This is a genomic window from Alteromonas sp. 5NW40-0090 (assembly GCF_057552975.1).
In genome coordinates this window covers 182,480-201,888 of the sequence record NZ_BAAJLT010000005.1, presented here as the reverse complement: position 1 = coordinate 201,888, position 19,409 = coordinate 182,480, and the positions used below count along the sequence as shown (strand labels likewise).

Annotated in this window: 15 protein-coding genes; 5 read left to right on the top strand and 10 right to left on the bottom strand. The window is 44.2% G+C overall.

Going from position 1 to position 19,409, the window contains the following annotated elements:
• Positions 1 to 68: 68 nt before the first annotated feature.
• Both AC27KT_RS08065 and AC27KT_RS08060 read right to left on the bottom strand, forming a co-directional pair.
• Positions 69 to 1,199, bottom strand: a complete 1,131-nt coding sequence (locus AC27KT_RS08065; RefSeq protein ID WP_487128916.1) for an enoyl-CoA hydratase/isomerase family protein — start codon at positions 1,197 to 1,199, stop codon at positions 69 to 71.
• Positions 1,200 to 1,257: 58 nt separating this feature from the next.
• Positions 1,258 to 2,412 carry an acyl-CoA dehydrogenase family protein gene (locus AC27KT_RS08060; RefSeq protein ID WP_487128914.1) on the bottom strand — a complete coding sequence of 385 codons (1,155 nt, stop codon included), beginning with the start codon at positions 2,410 to 2,412 and terminating at the stop codon, positions 1,258 to 1,260.
• A 258-nt stretch (positions 2,413 to 2,670) separates the two neighbouring features.
• Between AC27KT_RS08060 and AC27KT_RS08055 the strand changes: the two genes are divergently transcribed.
• Positions 2,671 to 4,254, top strand: coding sequence for a response regulator (locus tag AC27KT_RS08055; protein ID WP_487129072.1), 1,584 nt, complete (start codon positions 2,671 to 2,673; stop codon positions 4,252 to 4,254).
• A gap of 49 nt (positions 4,255 to 4,303) precedes the next feature.
• Here AC27KT_RS08055 and AC27KT_RS08050 read toward each other — a convergent pair whose 3' ends face one another.
• On the bottom strand, positions 4,304 to 5,179 hold the full coding sequence (locus AC27KT_RS08050) for an NAD(P)-dependent oxidoreductase (protein WP_487128912.1): 876 nt from the start codon (positions 5,177 to 5,179) through the stop codon (positions 4,304 to 4,306).
• A gap of 88 nt (positions 5,180 to 5,267) precedes the next feature.
• On the opposite strand from AC27KT_RS08050, the gene AC27KT_RS08045 reads away from it, so the two are divergent.
• Together AC27KT_RS08045 and AC27KT_RS08040 are read left to right on the top strand one after the other, a co-directional pair.
• Entirely contained in the window at positions 5,268 to 5,750 is a 483-nt protein-coding gene (locus AC27KT_RS08045; RefSeq protein ID WP_487128910.1) for a glutathione peroxidase, read from the top strand.
• A gap of 167 nt (positions 5,751 to 5,917) precedes the next feature.
• A complete protein-coding gene (locus AC27KT_RS08040) occupies positions 5,918 to 6,952 on the top strand; it encodes a 2-hydroxyacid dehydrogenase (protein ID WP_487129070.1) in 1,035 nt (344 codons plus the stop codon).
• Between the two features lie 47 nt (positions 6,953 to 6,999).
• Here the strand turns inward: AC27KT_RS08040 and AC27KT_RS08035 are convergent, their stop codons facing one another.
• Together AC27KT_RS08035 and AC27KT_RS08030 are read right to left on the bottom strand one after the other, a co-directional pair.
• On the bottom strand, positions 7,000 to 7,749 hold the full coding sequence (locus AC27KT_RS08035; protein ID WP_487128908.1) for a methyltransferase: 750 nt from the start codon (positions 7,747 to 7,749) through the stop codon (positions 7,000 to 7,002).
• 15 nt (positions 7,750 to 7,764) lie between these two features.
• Complete coding sequence (locus AC27KT_RS08030; protein WP_487128906.1) at positions 7,765 to 8,526, bottom strand: Nif3-like dinuclear metal center hexameric protein; 762 nt, start codon at positions 8,524 to 8,526, stop codon at positions 7,765 to 7,767.
• A 249-nt stretch (positions 8,527 to 8,775) separates the two neighbouring features.
• Between AC27KT_RS08030 and AC27KT_RS08025 the strand changes: the two genes are divergently transcribed.
• Positions 8,776 to 9,111, top strand: coding sequence for a hypothetical protein (locus AC27KT_RS08025; protein ID WP_348670872.1), 336 nt, complete (start codon positions 8,776 to 8,778; stop codon positions 9,109 to 9,111).
• 79 nt (positions 9,112 to 9,190) lie between these two features.
• Here the strand turns inward: AC27KT_RS08025 and AC27KT_RS08020 are convergent, their stop codons facing one another.
• The 4 genes from AC27KT_RS08020 to AC27KT_RS08005 all read right to left on the bottom strand — a co-directional run bounded on the left by AC27KT_RS08020 (position 9,191) and on the right by AC27KT_RS08005 (position 16,429).
• Positions 9,191 to 9,814 carry a TetR/AcrR family transcriptional regulator gene (locus AC27KT_RS08020; protein ID WP_487128904.1) on the bottom strand — a complete coding sequence of 208 codons (624 nt, stop codon included), beginning with the start codon at positions 9,812 to 9,814 and terminating at the stop codon, positions 9,191 to 9,193.
• A gap of 102 nt (positions 9,815 to 9,916) precedes the next feature.
• Complete coding sequence (sohB, locus tag AC27KT_RS08015) at positions 9,917 to 10,945, bottom strand: protease SohB (protein ID WP_487128902.1); 1,029 nt, start codon at positions 10,943 to 10,945, stop codon at positions 9,917 to 9,919.
• Positions 10,946 to 11,064: 119 nt separating this feature from the next.
• A complete protein-coding gene (locus AC27KT_RS08010; RefSeq protein WP_487128900.1) occupies positions 11,065 to 13,590 on the bottom strand; it encodes an acylase in 2,526 nt (841 codons plus the stop codon).
• Between the two features lie 241 nt (positions 13,591 to 13,831).
• Entirely contained in the window at positions 13,832 to 16,429 is a 2,598-nt protein-coding gene (locus AC27KT_RS08005) for a VolA/Pla-1 family phospholipase (RefSeq protein WP_487128898.1), read from the bottom strand.
• Between the two features lie 319 nt (positions 16,430 to 16,748).
• On the opposite strand from AC27KT_RS08005, the gene AC27KT_RS08000 reads away from it, so the two are divergent.
• Positions 16,749 to 17,492 carry a YciK family oxidoreductase gene (locus AC27KT_RS08000; RefSeq protein ID WP_487128896.1) on the top strand — a complete coding sequence of 248 codons (744 nt, stop codon included), beginning with the start codon at positions 16,749 to 16,751 and terminating at the stop codon, positions 17,490 to 17,492.
• A 94-nt stretch (positions 17,493 to 17,586) separates the two neighbouring features.
• Here AC27KT_RS08000 and glnS read toward each other — a convergent pair whose 3' ends face one another.
• Positions 17,587 to 19,254, bottom strand: coding sequence for a glutamine--tRNA ligase (glnS, locus tag AC27KT_RS07995; protein ID WP_487128894.1), 1,668 nt, complete (start codon positions 19,252 to 19,254; stop codon positions 17,587 to 17,589).
• Positions 19,255 to 19,409: the final 155 nt, after the last annotated feature.

Here is a 19,409-nt window from a genome sequence, read left to right as displayed (position 1 = left end):
GGCAGGCATTTCGATTACGGAACTGCCTGCAATTATCATTTTACTACGCTTTTTAAAAAGTGAAGCTTTTACAACGCTGCTAACGGGTGGCTTTGTGCAGACCAAGGAGAACTAAAGAAGTGTTCGATCACATCTGTAGGCACATCTTCAACCGTTTTGTATTTCCATTTAGGCGACATATCTTTGTCAATTAACAAAGCTCGTACACCCTCTTGAAACTCTCCGCTTTCACCGCAGCGACAAGACATATTTACTTCCATTCGAAAGCAATCTGCCAAAGTCATTTCTGCCCCTTTCTGGCACTGTTCATACACCAAATGCATGGTTATAGGAGACCCTTTAGCTAGGGTACTCTGTGCGCGTGAAAGCCATTTGTCTTCTTTCATATCTGCACGCAGGATCGCATTCACTACTCCACTCACACTATCTGCGGCGCATAAGCTATCGATAAGTGGCATATTTGGTTCTACGTTGCTGCTAGGTAACGAATCCGGCTTTTTCATGCTATCGATAATCGTCGTTACAGCCCCTGCTAAGCTTTCGCTGTCTGTTTCATTCCATGGATGTTCGATAAGAGAACTTAACAAATTACTTTTCTCTGAACTCGCGACTAACGCATCAGCGAGCCCAACATAACGGGCATCGCTACCGTTCATCTGCCCACCTGTTAAACCAAGGAACAAGCCAGATTTTCCTGGTAAGCGAGGCAGAAAATAGCTGCCCCCTACGTCGGGATATAAACCTATTGTGATTTCAGGCATTGCTAACCGCGAAGTTTCGGTCACTATGCGGTGACTTGCGCCGCAAAGAAGCCCCATTCCACCGCCCATCACAATGCCGCTACCCCAGACAACAATCGGCTTACGGTAGTTATGAATGGTGTAATCTAACGTGTACTCGGTTTTAAAAAATGTTTCTAAAAATTGTGGTATTTGCCCGTTAGCTTCCACCATCGATTTGTACATAGAAACAATGTCACCACCCGCACAAAAGGCTTTTTCGCCCGCTGCATCAATCACCACAGCCACAATGTCGTTGCGAGACTGCCATTGCTGAAGTGCGTCTAGCATAATGCCAGCCATTTCAAGATCTAAAGCATTTAGTGCTTTAGGCTTGTTAAGCGTCAATCGGCCTATTGTATAGCCATCGCTAGACGTTTTTAGCTCTTGAACAATGACTACTGGTTCCACGTCTGTCATTTCTACTCCTTTTCACAGTCCTTAAAATCATGTCTGATGATGTTATTTCCGAGATGTACTACAGTACACTTCTCTCGTCTGACAACAAACGTCTGCCGATAATAACGCGCATAATTTCATTGGTACCTTCTAAAATTTGATGTACGCGAACATCTCTGAAATGGCGCTCTAGCGGATACTCTTTTATGTAACCATAGCCCCCGTGAAGCTGAAGAGCGTCGTTACAAACGTTAAAGCCCACATCGGTAGCAAACCTTTTCGCCATAGCGCAGTAAGTGGTTTTGTCGGGGTCGTTATTATCTAGTTTACAAGCTGCCATGCGTACCATTTGTCTTGCCGCAACAAGTTCTGTCGCCATATCGGCTAGCTTGAACTGCAAAGCCTGGAAACCTGCGATAGGTTTACCAAACTGTTCACGCTCATTCATATAGTCTCGCGCAACATTAAGCGCCTGCTGTGCAGTACCGACCGAACAGGTTGCAATATTAATTCGACCGCCATCAAGCCCCTGCATAGCCATTTTAAAGCCTTGTCCTTCTTCACCGAGTAACCAGCTAGCATCTAATTTCACGTTATCAAACGTGATCATGCGAGTGGGCTGGGCATTCCAACCCATCTTTTCTTCTGCTTTGCCGTATTCGATGCCTTCTGCATTAGCAGGTACTGCAAACGCTGACACACCTTTAGGACCATCTTCACCGGTACGGGCCATAACAACTAAAACGTCAGTACTTCCCGCACCTGATATAAATACTTTTGAGCCGTTTAGTACGTACCCGCCGTCAACTTTCATCGCTTTTGTTTTTAGCGATGCTGCATCTGAACCCGCGCCTGGTTCCGTTAAACAATAAGATGCTAGTTTTTCGCCTGTCACCAACTGTTCACACCATGTGTTTTTTACATCATCGCTACCCCAAGTAGCAATCATCCACGTGGCCATGTTATGAATGGTTAACATAGCGGTGGTTGTGGTACATCCCATTGACAGCTGCTCAAAGATAATTGAAGAATCGAGCCTTGATAGTCCAAGGCCGCCGGCACTCTCTGGCGCATACAATCCACAAAAGCCTAATTCTCCTGCTCTTTTTATAGCCTCTACAGGGAAATAGTGTTCTTTGTCCCACATCGCTGCATTGGGCGCTAGTTCCTGTTGGGCGAACTGTCGGGCAGTATCTTCAAAGGCGAGTTGGTCATCGGTTAATTCAAAGTTCATTACACATACCTTCAATTACGTTGCTTTATAACAACAATAACCAACACCTACCCCTTACGTAAACGTAAAGGTAAATATTTATTTAAAATTAGTGAAGATTGGCGTAAATATTTTGTGACGAGAAAGTTCTTTTTGCTTTTAATGCGAGAAATAACTGATAAAAGTTATCCTTTTTAATAATGCACTTTTATGCTGCCGCTGATAAGCTACACCGACGCAAGTTAACCCTGATTGGTCGTCGTGGAATTCAGAATAGCCATAGTAGAAGACAATGCCACTGCCCGAACTGCGCTTCGAGGTCACTTAATGTCTATTGCTAATTTATCTGTCAGCAGCTTCGCATCGGGAGTGGAACTTAAAGCGGCACTAAAAAAGCAAAATTTTGAGCTGCTGTTAATGGATTATCACCTTGGTCAGGGTAAGACTGGCGTTGAATGGGTGCAAAATTTAAGAGAAGCTGGCTTCATTAGGCCAAGTACGGGCATAATATTTCTTACTTCAGACCGCTCTCCGCAAATAATCGGTCGGATCATGGATCTTCAACCTGACGTTTTGCTCATCAAACCGTACACTATCGCCTCTTTAACTCGCCAAATTAATCACTATTTAACCTACCGCGATTTTGTCAAAAACGTTTTGCACTCCCTAGACAATAAACAGTTAGAGCGCGCTATTGGCGTAATACGGGCGAAAATTTCAGAAGGTATTCCTCCTCGCCTAGTTGCAGATATTCGCAAGCTTTATGCTCGGCTCCTATACGAGAGTGGAGACCTTCAAAGAGCCCTGAGCATTTATGAAGATGTGTTAACTCGGTCAGATAAAGTACTCTGGGCGCAATGGGGTAAAGTTAAGTGTCAATACGCCTCTGGGCAATGGCCGCATTGCAAGACTCACTTAAGTCAGATGGTAAATTCTAGCTTAGCGCGTGATAAAGCATTTGAATGGCTTGCTTCTATTTCTTTTGAGCAAGATTCTTACGACCAGGTAGAAAAATACTTAAATGAAATTAAGTTTAGTGAATTAAGCCTAGCCGCAGCCAAGCTAAAAACAATCGCTTATCAAAAACAAGACAAGGTCGTTGAGGCTATCGATCTTCTACAAAAAAAGCGTGCTATGCATCGCAGTGCTAAAGACAGCTTCAATGACTTTACCTTTGAATTGGCTGAGTTCTACTTGTTTCTGGCGGAGGAGTCGCCTGAGACCAATAGAAAAGAAAGTTTATCCCAAGCAAGGAAGCTAGTAGGTATTGCAGGTAGAAGTCAGGGCGACCCACAAACATTACAAAAGCGAGACTACCTATTGGCGTTCTCAGCCGTGTTAGATAGAGATCTTGAAAAAGCTGAACATCTGCTTGAAGGCGAACACATTGATAATTACCTTCGCACCGAGCCCTCTATTCTGGTTATCGCTGCAAAAGTACACCACGGTCTTGGCGAAGAGCGTAAAGCAGGTGAACTGTTATTAATGGCTAAACAGAAGAATGCCGAACTGCAAGCGATATCCGAGCAAGTGATGAACGATGCCCTAATTTTCACAGGCGGAGAACGATTGGGCTTGAATCATGAGCAGGCTATTTCTATCAATGAGACGGGTACTCAGCTTTTCATCGAAGGCTTATTTACTAAGGCTATGAAGCATTTCTATGATGCATTCCAGCTTTCACCTGAAACCGCAGCTTTTGGATTAAACCTGCTCCAATGCATGATTGAAGCAGACGCAGGCGTTTACCGTAAGTTTAGTATCAAGCATCTACTCGACAAAATAACCAGCTTACCACTAAACGACACAAACAAGGCGCGTTTAGCGCAGCTCACCTTATCCGCGCAAGAACAAGCACTTTAGCATCTCTAAACTGCTTGCCCTTGGCTAAGCCGTTTTTGCATAAACGTGTCTATTTTAAGCGAGTGAGCAAGCTTGAGGTATCCCAACGACCGCCACCCAGTTTTTGAACGTCCGCATAGTATTGGTCGACCAATGCAGTTAACGCTAAAGTTGAACCATTTTTTCGGGCTTCATCAAGTGCAATGCTCAAATCTTTACGCATCCAATCGACCGCAAAACCAAAATCAAAGCTATTGTTTAACATAGTACTGGCTCTGTTTTCCATTTGCCACGATTGCGCTGCACCTTTACTGATAACGTCAACTACCGCATTGCAATCAAGTCCAGCACGTTGACCAAAATGCAGTGCTTCGGCCAAGCCCTGTACGATACCGGCAATGCAAATCTGATTCATCATTTTCGCCAATTGTCCGCTGCCGCTTTTACCGAGTAACTGGCTATGTCGCGCGTAATGCGCCATTACTGGCTCTACAGTACTATATACAGCTTCATCGCCACCTATCATAATGGTTAACTGGCCATTCTCTGCCCCTGCCTGACCTCCTGAAACAGGGGCATCTAAAAAGCCAATCTGTTTATTCTTGCAAGTCTCATATAGCTCTCTGGCGATATCAGCAGACGCTGTAGTATGATCAACTAACACACTGCCGGCTTTCATTGCAGCTAATGCTTGAGTGCCAACATCTCTCACATCGTTATCGTTACCCACACACATAAAAACAATGTCAGCGTTTTCACACGCCTTGTCAACGTTATCGCTTGCGCTGACGGTAGCGCCATCTGTGTCATAAATCGATAGCCACTGCTGTGCTTTTTGGGAAGTTCGATTATAAACAGTGACCGCATAGCCGGCTTTGCTTAAGTGCCCAGCCATGGGAAAGCCCATCACACCCAAGCCCAAAAAACTCACTTTCAAATTACTCATACAAAATATACTCTACATACGAAACAAAGATGTTTGGATTACCTAAGAGTAACAGACTTAACGACAACAAAAATATAGGAAAATAATTTTGGCACTCTATGAACACCCAATCACGTTAAACAATGGTGAACAGACTACCCTAGAACAATATAAAGGAAAGGTATTGCTTATCGTCAATACGGCAAGCAAATGCGGCTTTACTCCTCAATACGAAGGGCTAGAGACACTATACAAAAAATATAACGACAAAGGCTTTGAAATTTTAGGATTCCCTTGTGATCAATTTGGTCATCAAGAACCGGGTAGCGACGAGGATATCGCTCAGTTTTGTAGCCTCAACTTTGGTGTTTCGTTCCCTCTATTTAAGAAAACGAATGTCAATGGGCCAGATGCCAATCCGCTGTTTGAGGAGTTAAAGCACGCAGCTCCAGGCCTTCTTGGTACTAAGCGAATAAAGTGGAATTTCACAAAGTTCTTAGTGACTGACCAAGGTAAGGTGCTTAAACGCTATGCCCCAACAGTAAAACCAGAAGCCATTGAAAAAGATATTGTAAAGCTACTCCCAGAGTAATAGTTCGTTGGCAGGAATATCAAAATCAAACTGAGAAACAGCAATAAAGGCGCTAGGTAAACGCATTGTGCACTCTGCTTGATTTATTGATCTGTATCTATGCTGTTGGGAAATGGACGTGGTAAATTTTAGCGTTCAACGTGAAAAAATTGGGTACTAAAATGAAAATGGCTAAACATGAAAAAGTATACGCAAACCAAAGCGATCAACAGCAAAAACATATCGCCTTTTTTAGTACCCGTCCTTATGAAAGGGCTCTGTATTCCGAGCTACTGGAAACAGTGAGCGTTGACAATGACAGACCTATAAAGGTTGTGTTTTTTGAACACCCTCTCAATACGTCAACTGCAGCTAGCTGCAATGGATACAGTGATGTTGTTGTATTTGTAAATGATGACATCAATGCCGCCACTATAAACGCACTGAAGCGTTGTGGGGTTAAACATATTGCACTTCGGTGCGCAGGCTTTAATAATGTTGATGTGAAGGCAGCACAAAAAGCCGGAATCAAGGTAAGCCGTGTTCCCGCCTATAGCCCTGAAACGGTAGCAGAGCACACTCTCGCTCTTATTCTCACGCTAAACCGTAAAACGCACAAAGCTTATAATCGTGTTCGCGAAGGAAATTTTGATCTTGGCGGGTTAATGGGCTTCACGCTTCACGGTAAAACCGTAGGGGTAATTGGCACAGGAAAAATTGGACAAGCGGTTATTCGCATACTCTTGGGGTTCGGGTGTCGTGTGCTTTGCTTCGATCCGCAGCCTGATAATGATGTGACTGCAAGTGGAGCGCATTATGTGACGCTTAACGAACTGCTCGAAAAGAGCGTCATTGTCACCCTACACTGCCCGCTAAACGAAAAGAGTCATCATATAATTAACGCAGAAAGCATTGATAAAATGCCCCAAGGCGTAATGCTTATTAATACGTCTCGAGGCGGGCTTGTCGATGATAACGCTATTATGAAAGGGCTTAAGTCGAAGAAAATTGGATATTTAGGGCTAGACGTTTATGAAAGAGAGTCCGAACTTTTCTTTCATGACCATTCGCAGGAAATTATTCAGGATGATATTTTTCAGCGCTTAACAACCTTCCCTAACGTTTTAATAACGGGCCACCAAGGGTTCTTTACACTCGAAGCGCTGCACGAAATTGCCGTCACTACGCTCAACAACATCATCACAGGGGCAAATACGCTCTAAGTTGCCATGATAACGGTTAAAACGCAGTGCATTAATGCTGGTCTACGCTAATCGGTTTCTTTTTCTAAAATCAGTTGAAAATACTTTCCAAGCCAAAGGTATGGTGCTCGCTTGTGATACTGGCGCTCCAACGCTAGTAAGTCATCAAACTTACTGCTTTGATGGGTTATGTCGCGCATGTAATCATGGAAACAGCGAATGCCTGCTTTCTCGATAATCTTAAAGCCCAATGACTCACAATGTTCAACCACACGCATTGCACTTAAGGGTTGCTTCGGATTTAGTCTCACTTGCTTTTTTGCTTTCATCCCTTTTTCGATGTAATCGAAATTGCCGTAAATTGCATTAGCAAACAAATTCGCATCTTGGTTGAAGAAACTCAGACTTAAACGGGCGCCGGGTTTCATGCTTTTATACATAAAGTCGATAGCATTGAAAGGCGCATCTAGCCATTCCAATACAGCATGACAAATCACCAAATCAAAACTATTCAAATCTTCAATCTGTTGCAAATATTGATGCCTGATTGTAATAGTGGGCGCATCTGCTAGAAGCATCTCAGCTTGCTTCAGAACATCCTTAGACGCGTCAGTTAGCACCACAGAATGTCCTTTTGAAGCGATGTGTGCAGTCATGACCCCCGTGCCTCCACCTATTTCGATTACGCGGACCGGCTTTGTCAAATAAGGTTCAAGGACATCGCATAACAAGGTGTGCCTGAGCTTCCCCTTGGTCGTGCCATAGATGTTAGTAGAAAACTTTTCAGCAATACCATCGAAAATACGGTCTTTGTTCATATACCACTGTCGTTGTTAAGCTGGGTTATTAATATCAATAAATTCAACATGCACGTCGAATTGCTGCGCGATATGTTCCCCTAAAGATTTCACACCATAGCGTTCTGTCGCATGGTGACCAGCGGCAAAAAAGGTAATGCCCATTTCCCTCGCTGTATGGACAGTTTGTTCAGAGACTTCGCCAGTAATGAATGCATCGACACCGAGTTCAACTGCTTGCTCAATAAAGCCTTGTCCACCACCTGTACACCAAGCAAGACTTGAAATGAGTTTTGACGCTGGCCCTTCAATCAGCACATCTCGCCCTAGCAATTGATTCAATTTAGCCTGAAGCGCAACGCCTTCAGTCGCTTCCCCTAGATTACCTTGCATAACAACACCTACAGGTTTAACGTTACTGACAGCACTTATATTTTGAACATCTAGAATCGATGCAAGCTGACGATTGTTGCCAAATTCTGGGTGAACATCTAAAGGAAGATGGTAAGCAAACAGATTTAGATCATTAGCAAGTAAAGCAGAAAGGCGACGCTTTTTCATGCCAGTCACAGCCTGCGACTCTCCTTTCCAAAAATAGCCATGATGCACAATAAGCGCATCGGCGTTAGCTTCTATCGCAGCGTCTACTAAAGCCTGAGATGCTGTAACCCCTGTAACAATTTTTTCTATTTTGCTTGTGCCCTCTACCTGTAAACCATTGGGGCAATAATCACTGATTTCGCTAACCCTTAACAATCCATCAAGATATTTTTGTAGCTCTGAGCGGGTAATAGACACAAGTCCTCCGGTTGAAAGTTAGACAAATTGTTAAAAAAACGCTATAAAATACGCGAACGTTTCGTATAACACCCATAAGTCGACTGGCGCTTATTGCGGGAAAACGAAAAAAAGTGGATTGCTCAAAGCAGTACCTACTTTCTCTTCATTTTATGGGGAGCAAATTGTGCTCTAACCAATCTGCCGTTACTTATTGGTGATACAAGTCAAAAACGTTCGTCATCTTAACAAAATAAAGAGCAAAAAAGCATGGCAAACTTAGACAAAGATGCAGTTATCGCGGCCTTCACTAAAGCATATGAAAAAGCTAACGGCAAAGCCCCGTCTATTGAAAGTAAAAGTGGATGGTACAGCGTAGACGGCGGCAAAAATATGCGTCTAGCGCAACTTCAGGAAATGACAGAGGCGCTAGCGTCACATTCGTCTGAAGGAACAGAAATGAAAAAAGAGAAAAGCGAGACTAAACTCGCGGCCAAACCTGCCAAGAAGAAAGCGTCTGCTTCTAAAAAATCGGGTTTCTCGGTAAAGGATTTTTGGGCAGAAAAGCTAAACGCCGAAGTGCCTGGCGCGACATTACCACGCTAATTTAAAAAGCATTTCACACGATGCCTAGTCGCCGCTCTGGGGGCTAGCGTATTGTCTTGACACCGACAATTTAGTTGACTTATTTTCCAGCAAGTCCCTGCGCAACAAATGGAACAAGGTGCTGGATGACTTCCTTAATATCTACGTGCTTGTGAAAATCAGACTCAGCAATTTCCGTTAATGCCTGGCTCGATGCCATTGAAAAGACAAAACTTCCCATAGCAAAATGCAGTCTCCAGAACAGCTCTTCCTCAGGAAGTTCAGGTAAACAGCGTCTAATAGCGTCAACAAGGGCACGTATACAGTCACCGTAATCATGCATCAAAAACTTGCGCAAGTGACCCTGAGTTTCGTTATATCCTCGACCGAGCAACTTAACAAAGGTGGCAGTACCCTGCTCCGAAATCGCGTTAAGGTTTAACATGGGTGGAATTAGAGAATATAAAAGCTGCTCGACGCCCTTGGGTCCTTCAATGGGCGGGAGAGCGTCTAGGCAACCTTTTACTTGCGGCATTAGCTCATCAAAGTATCGCTTAAACACGGCTTGAATTAAATTTTTCTTACTGCCGAAGTGATAGTTTACCGACGCCAGATTCACTTCTGCTCTTGCAGTAATTTCCCGCATCGATGTTTGGGTAAATCCACTTTGAGAAAATAAGTATTCCGCCGCATCTAATATATCGTTTTTAGTATGCCGTGCCATATTCTTTTTATTATCTTTTGTCGGTTAGAAGTTAAACGGCCATCTGTGCCCATTAACGATGTTAATTGCCACATTGTAATATGCATAGACGGCCTGTAGATATTAAAACCAATGACGTGTTTTGTTCATGCTTTTCATAAATACACGCTCGACTACATTCGCCGCTGACATACCCAACTTCTCTGCTACGTTTTTCTTCACAGCATACTTAACACTAAATATTTCGCGGGCTGGATAGTGAGAAAGAATATAATCATCAGACGTCGTAATGTCGTCAATCAGACCCAGCGCCTTAGCTTTAACTCCTGGCCAGTACTCACCTGTAGCAACTTTGTCGATATCCATATCGGGGCGCTGACTTTGTACAAAGTCTTTGAACAACACATGAATTTCTTCAATTTCTTCTTTAAATTTCGCGCGGCCTTCATCGTTATTTTCGCCAAAGACAGTTAGCGTGCGTTTAAACTCCCCTGCCGTATGTTGTTCAAACTCAATATCGTTTTTCTTCAGAAGTTTGTTAAAGTTAGGCAACTGAGCGAGAACACCTATGCTACCGATATAGGCGAATTGAGAAGCAAGCAGTTTGTCAGCAACACATGCCATCATATAGCCACCGCTTGCCGCAACCTTATCTACTGCAATGGTCAATTTGAGGCCCTTTTCTTTAATTCGCTGTAATTGCGAGGCAGCAAGCCCATACCCGTGCACCACACCACCGCCACTTTCAAGGCGAACCAAAACTTCGTCTTCTTTATTTGCGACACATAAGATTGCAGTGATCTCTTCACGCAAGTGCTCGACTTCATTGGCATCCATAGACCCTTTAAAGTCGATAACATATAAGCGAGACTTTTCAGTCTCATCACCCTGATCTTTAGCTTTGCTCTTCGCTTTTGCCTCTTTTTTCTGTTCTTTAGCTAACTTTTTTAACGCGTTTTTATCTAATAGGACTTCTTTCGCGTAATTGGTAATGTCCTTTAACTGCTCAGATATAGAAACGATTTCAAGTTGTCCTTTCCCCTGTTTCTGCTTACTCGCTACACCAACAATAGTTGATACAACAACAACGAAGGCAACAACTAACGTTACTGCTTTGGCAACAAACAAACCGTATTCGTACAAAAACTCCAAACTTTACTCCTAGTAAAATAAACGGGTAAGCAACGTTGTTTACCCACAACGTAAAGAGCAGCCTTACCTAATACAAGGCAAAGCCGCTGATGTCATCACGTTATAATACCAGTCTCTACTTAGTCTGACGATAGGTTAACCTGCTCTATCTTGTTTGCTTCAATCTCTTCATCGGTGAAATAGATATCTCGCAGTGTAGGTTGCGTAGAGTAAAGTTGCGTTTGATCTAAGAAATGCTCACTGCCGAACTTACGAGACTGTGAGTAAGTCAATATACCTCGGCCTTTTGGCCCTTCATCGGTGAAGTTGATAACCATCGCCCAGCTTGTGCCATAGTTAATGTGGTAGCCCTCAGCTTCAGCACTCATTGCCGTATTATTGTTTATTGTTTGGTAGCTGTGTCTGGGCAACTGGGTTCCATTTCTACTGCTACTAACATCAAATACGTTAAAGCCACCTTCAATATTATGTGCACCAGCCCACGGTAGCTTAACACCTGAGGCAGAGCCATCAGGTAAGCTACGTTCAACAAATTGCACTTCACCTAGCGAAGCATCAAATGCTACCCCGGCTTGCTCAATAACCTGTGTAGCTCGTGCCAATTGTTCAAGAGTGGTAGCGTTTTGAACTAAACCTGAAGGCGTAGTTACAGGCGCATCAAGAGAGAATGGTATTTCCCACTGCGGCGCTTGGTTAAACTGAAATGCAAATTCTCTGAAAACGTGTGCGCCAGTACTTGTAAGGTTCATTGTACCGTCCCAGTCCTCTAATGCTGCACAGGCTTGCGATACATCGACGCTTGCTCCATCTACATCTACTGGCGTATCACCCTGTTCTGCGCATAGCTCTAGCAGTGATGGCAATATATTTTCTGCCAGGTAGCTTCGATTGTTAAGTAATAGCCCCTCAACTTCCTCAGGTGTAAAAGTACCATCACTCCCAGCTTCATTTTCAATAAACTGCTGTCCCATGCGTGAGCGTAAAGACTGTGGATTCTCTACATTTCCAAATAGTGGGTTACTGACAACAATAGGAGCGTCTAAATTCGTCAGCCAATAGCTATTGTTTGAATTCTGAACCGAATCTGTGCCCTCATACTTAGGTGCCTCTTCATAGGGAACCGGGCCATCAAAATCAAACTGTGAAATGTTACCGGGTAATACAGTAAAACCTGCAGCAGCTTTGGTTTGAATAAGTAACGGGTTCGTTGTTAGTTGCTCAATTGCCGTTTCAGTTAAGTTCGGTACGGTAGAGTCGTCAATATAAAATACTTGGCCATCAGCTGAAGCAGCCATGGTATTATTGAAGATTACACCATCATAGTCTTTAAATGCCTGCTTGAATTCGTCCATTGACGTGGCCATGTTCATAGCTAGCCAATGATCTACGACATCGAAGTTAGGAAGATTCGCATCTTTTATGGCAAACGCATTGTTTTCGCTCCAATCAAAGTTACCCGGAACTTCAATCATTGGGCCGTAATTGGTGTAATACGCCGTTTTATCGAGTTTGATTGTTTGCCCGCCACCTATAGCAACGTCAATCTGAAGTTGCTTTTCATAAATAGTGCGCCTATTGCCATCTACTAAATGAGTGAGCCCCGAATCATCATTTTCGTCAAGGGTTAGCTGATACACTACGAAGTGTTCAGCAGTTGAAAAAGTATGGGTCCACGCTACGTTTTCATTGAAACCGATATTTACCGCACCGGGTAACCCCATCAATGATCCACCTGTAACATTTAAATGACCAGGTACTTGGGCATGAAAGTTCCAAAAACGTAGGTTACCTGTATGGGGGAAATGTGGGTTACCTAAAACCATCCCCTTCCCATTAGTCGTTCTATCACTACCTAAGCCCCATCCATTAGACCCCATTTCTTGAGGATTTCTGTCAGGCAGTCCCACTGCTGGCGAGATCTTAAATGAAGAGGCAACTTCACTTGACGACGACGCCGGTGTGGGAAGATAACTCTCGCCTTGTGGCGCAGCAATAAACATTGGGCCTAAGAAATTAGCCGCACCAGGTAAAAGTGCTACGCCCAACGAGTATGTTAAAAGGTCGACACTATCAATTTCTGTGACCCAAGGTTGCCCCGCACAGCTTTGATCTTGGTCTTCTAAAGGCGTTTCATTTAAATATCTGTTATACCCTGCCGTATAGCCCTGAAACATTGCGCGAGAATTTGCAGACAAGCGGGGCAAATTTTCTTCTGCAAGCTCTCTGATACCCAATGTTAAAAAGCCAAAGTCATTAATAAGGTGTTCAGAGTCGCCGCTACCAGGCACTTGGTCTGGACCAAAAAACTTTGCACGCTCAGAGTTGTACTTAACAATTTGATCTGCCAGTACGCAAAGGTTATCTCTCGCAAAGGCGTAACCTACACCATATGCCATACTTTCTAAATTATCCGCTTTTACGTGTGGTACACCGTAGGTTGTCCATGTTACGTCAGCCGACAGACTACCGTCCGGTGCAAAAGCAGGAATAGGTGTGGGTACAGGCTCAGGCGTGGTAGGCGTTGGCGGCGCTGGTTGCTCTATATTTGAAAAATCATTGTCGTTATCGCTACAAGCGGTTAGTAGCCCGGCAAGTGAAAGTGCAATTATCGTCCGCTTAGCAGTAAACGTGTTTTGGTTGGTCATCGCAAATGTTCCCTAAAGAATAAAAGATAAGGTCCTTCTCTCGTGCTTTTATGATCTTCAACACATAGATTTTAATTACCAATGAAACTGATCGGACCTTCTTTTTTTACACTACATTAACAACTTAAAACATTCAAACAACATTCGTCTCTTTCACACAAAAAAGCCGGCTTTTAAGCCGGCTTTAAGTCACTAAAATGTAAGCAGTTGTAACACTGCTTTTAGACCAAAATATGTTTGCTTAGTTAGCAACAACACTCTCGTCAGAAATGGGAAGCGCAAGTGCGTCAGACGCTATGTATCCTGCCACTTCCTTTTGCATCTCTGTAGTTACCGCAGCGCTTGCTGCTGGGCTTAAACTAGAAGCATGTGCACCGCTATTAAACAGAACGAGACCGCTAATTGGATCTGTGCCAGGTCCTTGAGTGGTAGTCACTTGCTCTAGACCAATTGTAGCCGCTAACGGTAGCTGACCAGAAAGAGGTAACGCAGTCGAAACTGGAATTACCTGGTCTGGTAAGTTTTCTTCGCTACCGTCACCTACCACTGTCATCATGTGAACAGGTGTATTACTTCCTAAGGTTTGCGCATAGTTAGTTGGGTCGCCAGCATCCATTACCGTTTGCGCAGCGAATGCGAATTCGGCGAATACCGCATTCACTTCAGCTGCTTGCTCTGCGGTTAGATTATCTTCAAAAATGGCAACCGCTGCACTAAGCTGCTCTTCACTTACATCTGTTGTTTCATAAAGCTGATTGAGCAATGCAACAAAGTCTTCAGACGCTTGTGAAAGCAATAAACCTTTAATTAGAGGCCCGAATGAAGGTGACTCTAGTAAAAACTGCGCTACGCCGCCCCCTGGAGATTCAAGGGAAGCTTGTCTAACAGCAAACATACCATCAAGTGCAGCTAAATCGCCGCCCATCGACGTATTTGCCACCGCGGCAAAGTTACCACCTGTTATTGCACCAAGCGATACGCCCATAATAGACACACGAGACATATCAAACTTAACGTTTTGTGCCGCTGTTGTATCTACAACAGCATTTAGCCCTAAACGCAGCCCAAGTAAATCAGAGACACTTTGACGCAAGTTGTCACGGGCAGTCGGTAAGCTGGCAAGATTCATATAGTGAGTCGCGCTTACTGTTGTTGCATTGAGATCATCTGTACCGTCGCCATTAAGGTCAAAACCACGGCTGCCATGTAAAGGTTGGTCTATAGCCACTGATGCAATACCTGCAAGAGAGAGAGTACCTGTAATAGCAAGCATGTCTTCTTTTTGACTGGTAATACCGTGGGCCAAAATAACCACTGGCCAACCAGCTTCAGGCATGCTGATCGGGAAGCCTAACGCGCCCGCAATAGCAGGGTCAGGGATAGTTACCTGAACGTCTAGTGTTTCCGTACCCATATTTCCGCCAGTAGGCTGAGGGTAAGGGTTAAATTTAGTAATATTCCTTGCGCTATCAAGCATTTCGCCATTTATTCGAACGTCTGCAAGGCCTAGTGAAGAACACATCGCTGCATTTGGGCCTGGTTGAGCGTCAGCGAGTAACTCTTGCGGTGTCCCTGCTAATACAATTCCGCTATCACACGCCGCTTTCCAGAAGTCATTGACCGGTGCTAATGGGTTCTCGGCACTGGGTACACCCAAGAAATAAGGTAATGCGATATTCCCTTCATAACGTTGGGCCGCACAGAATGGTCCTGCCTGCGCAAGAATGCCCGTTGATACGCCAACAGCAAATTCGTTCAACGCGCCCCACTGAGCAGCAAGTTGTCCCGACGCTGTACCGGCAAGGCCAGCGCAGGTTTCAAGTAGGCTAAAATCTGTCGCGTCAATGGCTGCTTGAATATTATCTGGCAGACCCTGCTTACCTAGTTCAACGGCACCTGCAACAACCGCTTCGTTCACTAAACCCAAGGCTTCCATTGCATTTGGTGCAGCAGAGACATCGCTAACAGTGATAGCCGGTAGTGCAGCTGCAGCCGACGGGTCGCCGCCAGCAGCAAGCTGAGCAAATGTGCCAATCATTACCTTTTTAATGGTATCAAGTGAATTAGCTACCGATTGCGTAGTAAAAGCAGAGACATAAGTTATATCTTCGCGAGCAAACCCGGCTCCAAGAAGTGGATTGATATAAGAGTTAACCAAGCCCTGTAGGTCTAACTGAGAAGCGCTTGATAGAGGGTCGGTGTTGATATCCTGTCTCACCAAATCCCACGTAGTTGAACCCTGTACTGATTTACCTGACGAGTCTTTCAAGTCTGTAGTCATAACCAGCATATAGCCTTGAGCAGGCTTAAGAGGCTTTAACGGGACAAAAGTAATAGTGTTGCTATCAGCTAGGCTGAGTACGTAATCGACACCGAAAGTTAATTGAGCACCTAACTTACATCCCGCCGATGGCGTTGTAACCTGCGCACAGTCCGGGTCGCTTTGGTCAAGACCTAGTGTGGCTTCATATAGCAATACACCAGAAGCTAGCGTGCTTTCGTCTAGAGAAGCGCCTGCTGGTGTTTCAACATTGATAACAAAAGGGTGCTGCGTAGACCAACCGTCCAGCACATTTAGAGCATTTTGCGGGTCGGCAAAATCTGTGGGGTCAGCCACTGGAATATTCAGTGTATAGTCAAAGAAACCGTCGTCGCCAGGAAGCATTAGAAGGTCATTTGGAATATTTAGGTTACCATTGGCTGGGTCAAAAAGGACCCGGGAAAATGGTGTTTGGACTTCTGTTTCGGCCTGAATGTCGGAAAGGGTTTCATCGGAGCCACCACAGCCTGCTAGACCCAGCGCAAGGGCCACACTGGAACTTAATACGAGTTTTCTCATCTCTACTCCCTACAAGCATTGTTGTTATTCTGTGTCTAAAACTTAACTCTATTAAAAGTAGCTTGGTCTACCCTGTCTTAACAGGCGTAGTTGATAGTTTTAAACATGTTAGACCAGTTGTATCTTCCTCAATCTTATTGACTTTGTTGCAACTTTGCAAAGTTTTGTTAACTACTTTTGTTAACTTTTTTTACGTTTGAAGAATTTTTCATTCATTGTTTTACTTGTGAGTCATGCTGAGTATGATCTGGTGTATGATTCTTAGCGGGGCCTACAAGCCCTATATAACGCGAAAAAATAAACCTTTTGAAGGAAAACGATGAACGATTACAACGCACCAGCGGATCTATTACGCGATAAAGTTATTCTTATCACCGGCGCTGGCGATGGGATTGGTGCACAAGCTGCTAAATCTTATGCTGCACATGGCGCTACTTGTATTTTGTTGGGTCGGACTGTGTCAAAACTTGAAGCCGTATACGATGACATTGTCGCCGCAGGTGGCCAGGAACCCGCAATTGTTCCTTTAGATATCAAAGGCGCAACCCCCTCTCATTATCAGCAAATGACACAGACCATCATTGACCAGTTTGGTCGATTAGACGGTGTTCTTCATAACGCTAGCATTTTAGGTCACCTTAGTGCATTTAAAGATATTGATGCGCAAGAGTGGCAAGATGTCATGCAGATAAACCTTAATGGCATGGTCTATATGACACAGGCGCTTATTCCCGCTCTAGAAAAGGCAGATGCGGCTTCGATAATTTTTACGACTTCTAGTGTAGGCAGAAAAGGTCGCGCGTTTTGGGGAACATACGCTGTATCTAAGTTCGCTACAGAAGGCGTTATGCAAACCCTTGCTGACGAATATCGAAATAAGACACTGCGCTTTAACTGTATTAACCCAGGTGGCACTCGCACACATATGCGTGCGCAAGCATTTCCTGCAGAGAATCCAGAAACACTCAAAACACCAGAAGATATTATGCCTATGTATCTTTACCTAATGGGTGATGAAAGTAAGGAAGTTAACGGTCAATCCCTTGATTGCCAGCCAAAGTAATCAATTAACCTTCATGCTTTTAAAAAAAACCGCTTAAGTTTTCACTAAAGCGGTTTTTTCGTTTGAGCATATAGCGCGTAATCAATCGCGATATTTATTCGCCTATTTTTGCCCATGTATCTCTTAAACCTACGGTGCGGTTGAAGACCGGCTTGTCGTCTGTGCTGTCTTCATCTACACAGAAGTAGCCAGTGCGTTCAAACTGCCATGCTCCTACTTCAGGAACATTGTCTGCCAAACCGGCTTCTACCCAACCGTGTTTTACTTCCAACGAGTCAGGGTTAATCGCATCGGTAAAGTTTTCTTCCGCCGCAGGGTTAGGCACGTTAAACAAACGGTCGTAAAGCCTAAACTCCGCCGCCTGTGCTGTTGCTGCATCCACCCAATGAATAACGCCTTTAACTTTGCGGCCATCAGCCGGGTCTTTACCTAAGGTATCCGCGTCATAAGTACAATAAACGGTTGTAACATTACCATTTTCATCTTTTTCAACGCGATTAGCTTTAACCACGTAGGCGTTGCGAAGGCGAACTTCTTTATCAAGCACTAAGCGCTTAAACTTCTTGTTCGCCGACTCTCGGAAGTCTTCTGCTTCTATATACACTTCGCGACTGAAGCCGATGTTACGCGTACCCATACTTTCATCGTTAGGATGATTTGGCGCAACAAGCGTTTCTCTCTGGCCTTCCTCATAATTTTCGATAACCAACTTTATTGGGTCGAGCACGGCCATTGCGCGAGGAGCATTTGCATTTAGGTCGTCGCGTATGCACGCTTCTAGCATGGACATTTCAACCATGTTGTCCATCTTAGTCACACCAATGCGTTTACAAAACTCAACGATTGAACCCGGTGTGTAGCCACGACGGCGTAAACCCGCAATGGTAGGCATGCGTGGGTCGTCCCAGCCATGTACATGGTTTTCGTCAACTAACTGAATAAGGCGACGCTTGCTTAATACCGTATATTCTAAATTAAGACGTGAGAACTCATACTGCCTTGGTGTGCAGTCGATAGAAATGTTTTCGATAACCCAATCATAAAGGCGACGGTTATCCTGGAACTCTAGTGTACACAGCGAGTGCGTTATTCCCTCAATGGCGTCTGAGATACAATGCGTAAAATCGTACATTGGATACACGCACCATTTATCACCAGTTTGATGATGGTGAGCATGCTTAACGCGATAAATTACCGGGTCACGCATACACATAAATGGCGATGCCATATCAATTTTCGCACGCAGACTACACTCACCTTCTTTATATTCGCCAGCTGTCATTTTGGCAAACTCTCTGAGGTTAGTTTCAACGTCTGTATCGCGATAAGGGCTATTTTTACCAGGCTCTTTAAGTGTGCCACGCATTTCACGCATAACATCTTGCGCTGAAAAATCTACATAGGCTAAACCTTTTTCAATTAGTTCAACGGCGTATGCATGAAGCTGGTCAAAGTAATTCGATGAATAGCGTGCGTCTCCGTCCCACGTAAATCCAAGCCATTGCACATCTTCCTTAATTGAATTAACGAAGGTAATGTCTTCTTTTGCAGGGTTGGTATCGTCAAAGCGTAAATTGCACGTACCTGTGTAGTCTTGAGCAATACCAAAATTCAAGCAGATAGACTTGGCGTGGCCAATGTGTAAGAAGCCATTCGGCTCTGGTGGAAACCGTGTTTTAATTGCGTCATGTAGACCACTAGACAGGTCTTTATCAATAATCTGACGGATAAAATTGGTCGGACGGTGTTCAGTCTCGGCCATTCGCTTGTTCCCCTTATGCACGTAATATTTCAAAATCTCGTTGAGTATAACACTCTCCCAATTACTTCAACCATGTTTTATTCAAAGAAGCCTGACAAGTGATTGAATTAAGAGCGATCTGCAAATCCCCTCGAAAACTAAATGCCGTTATGACT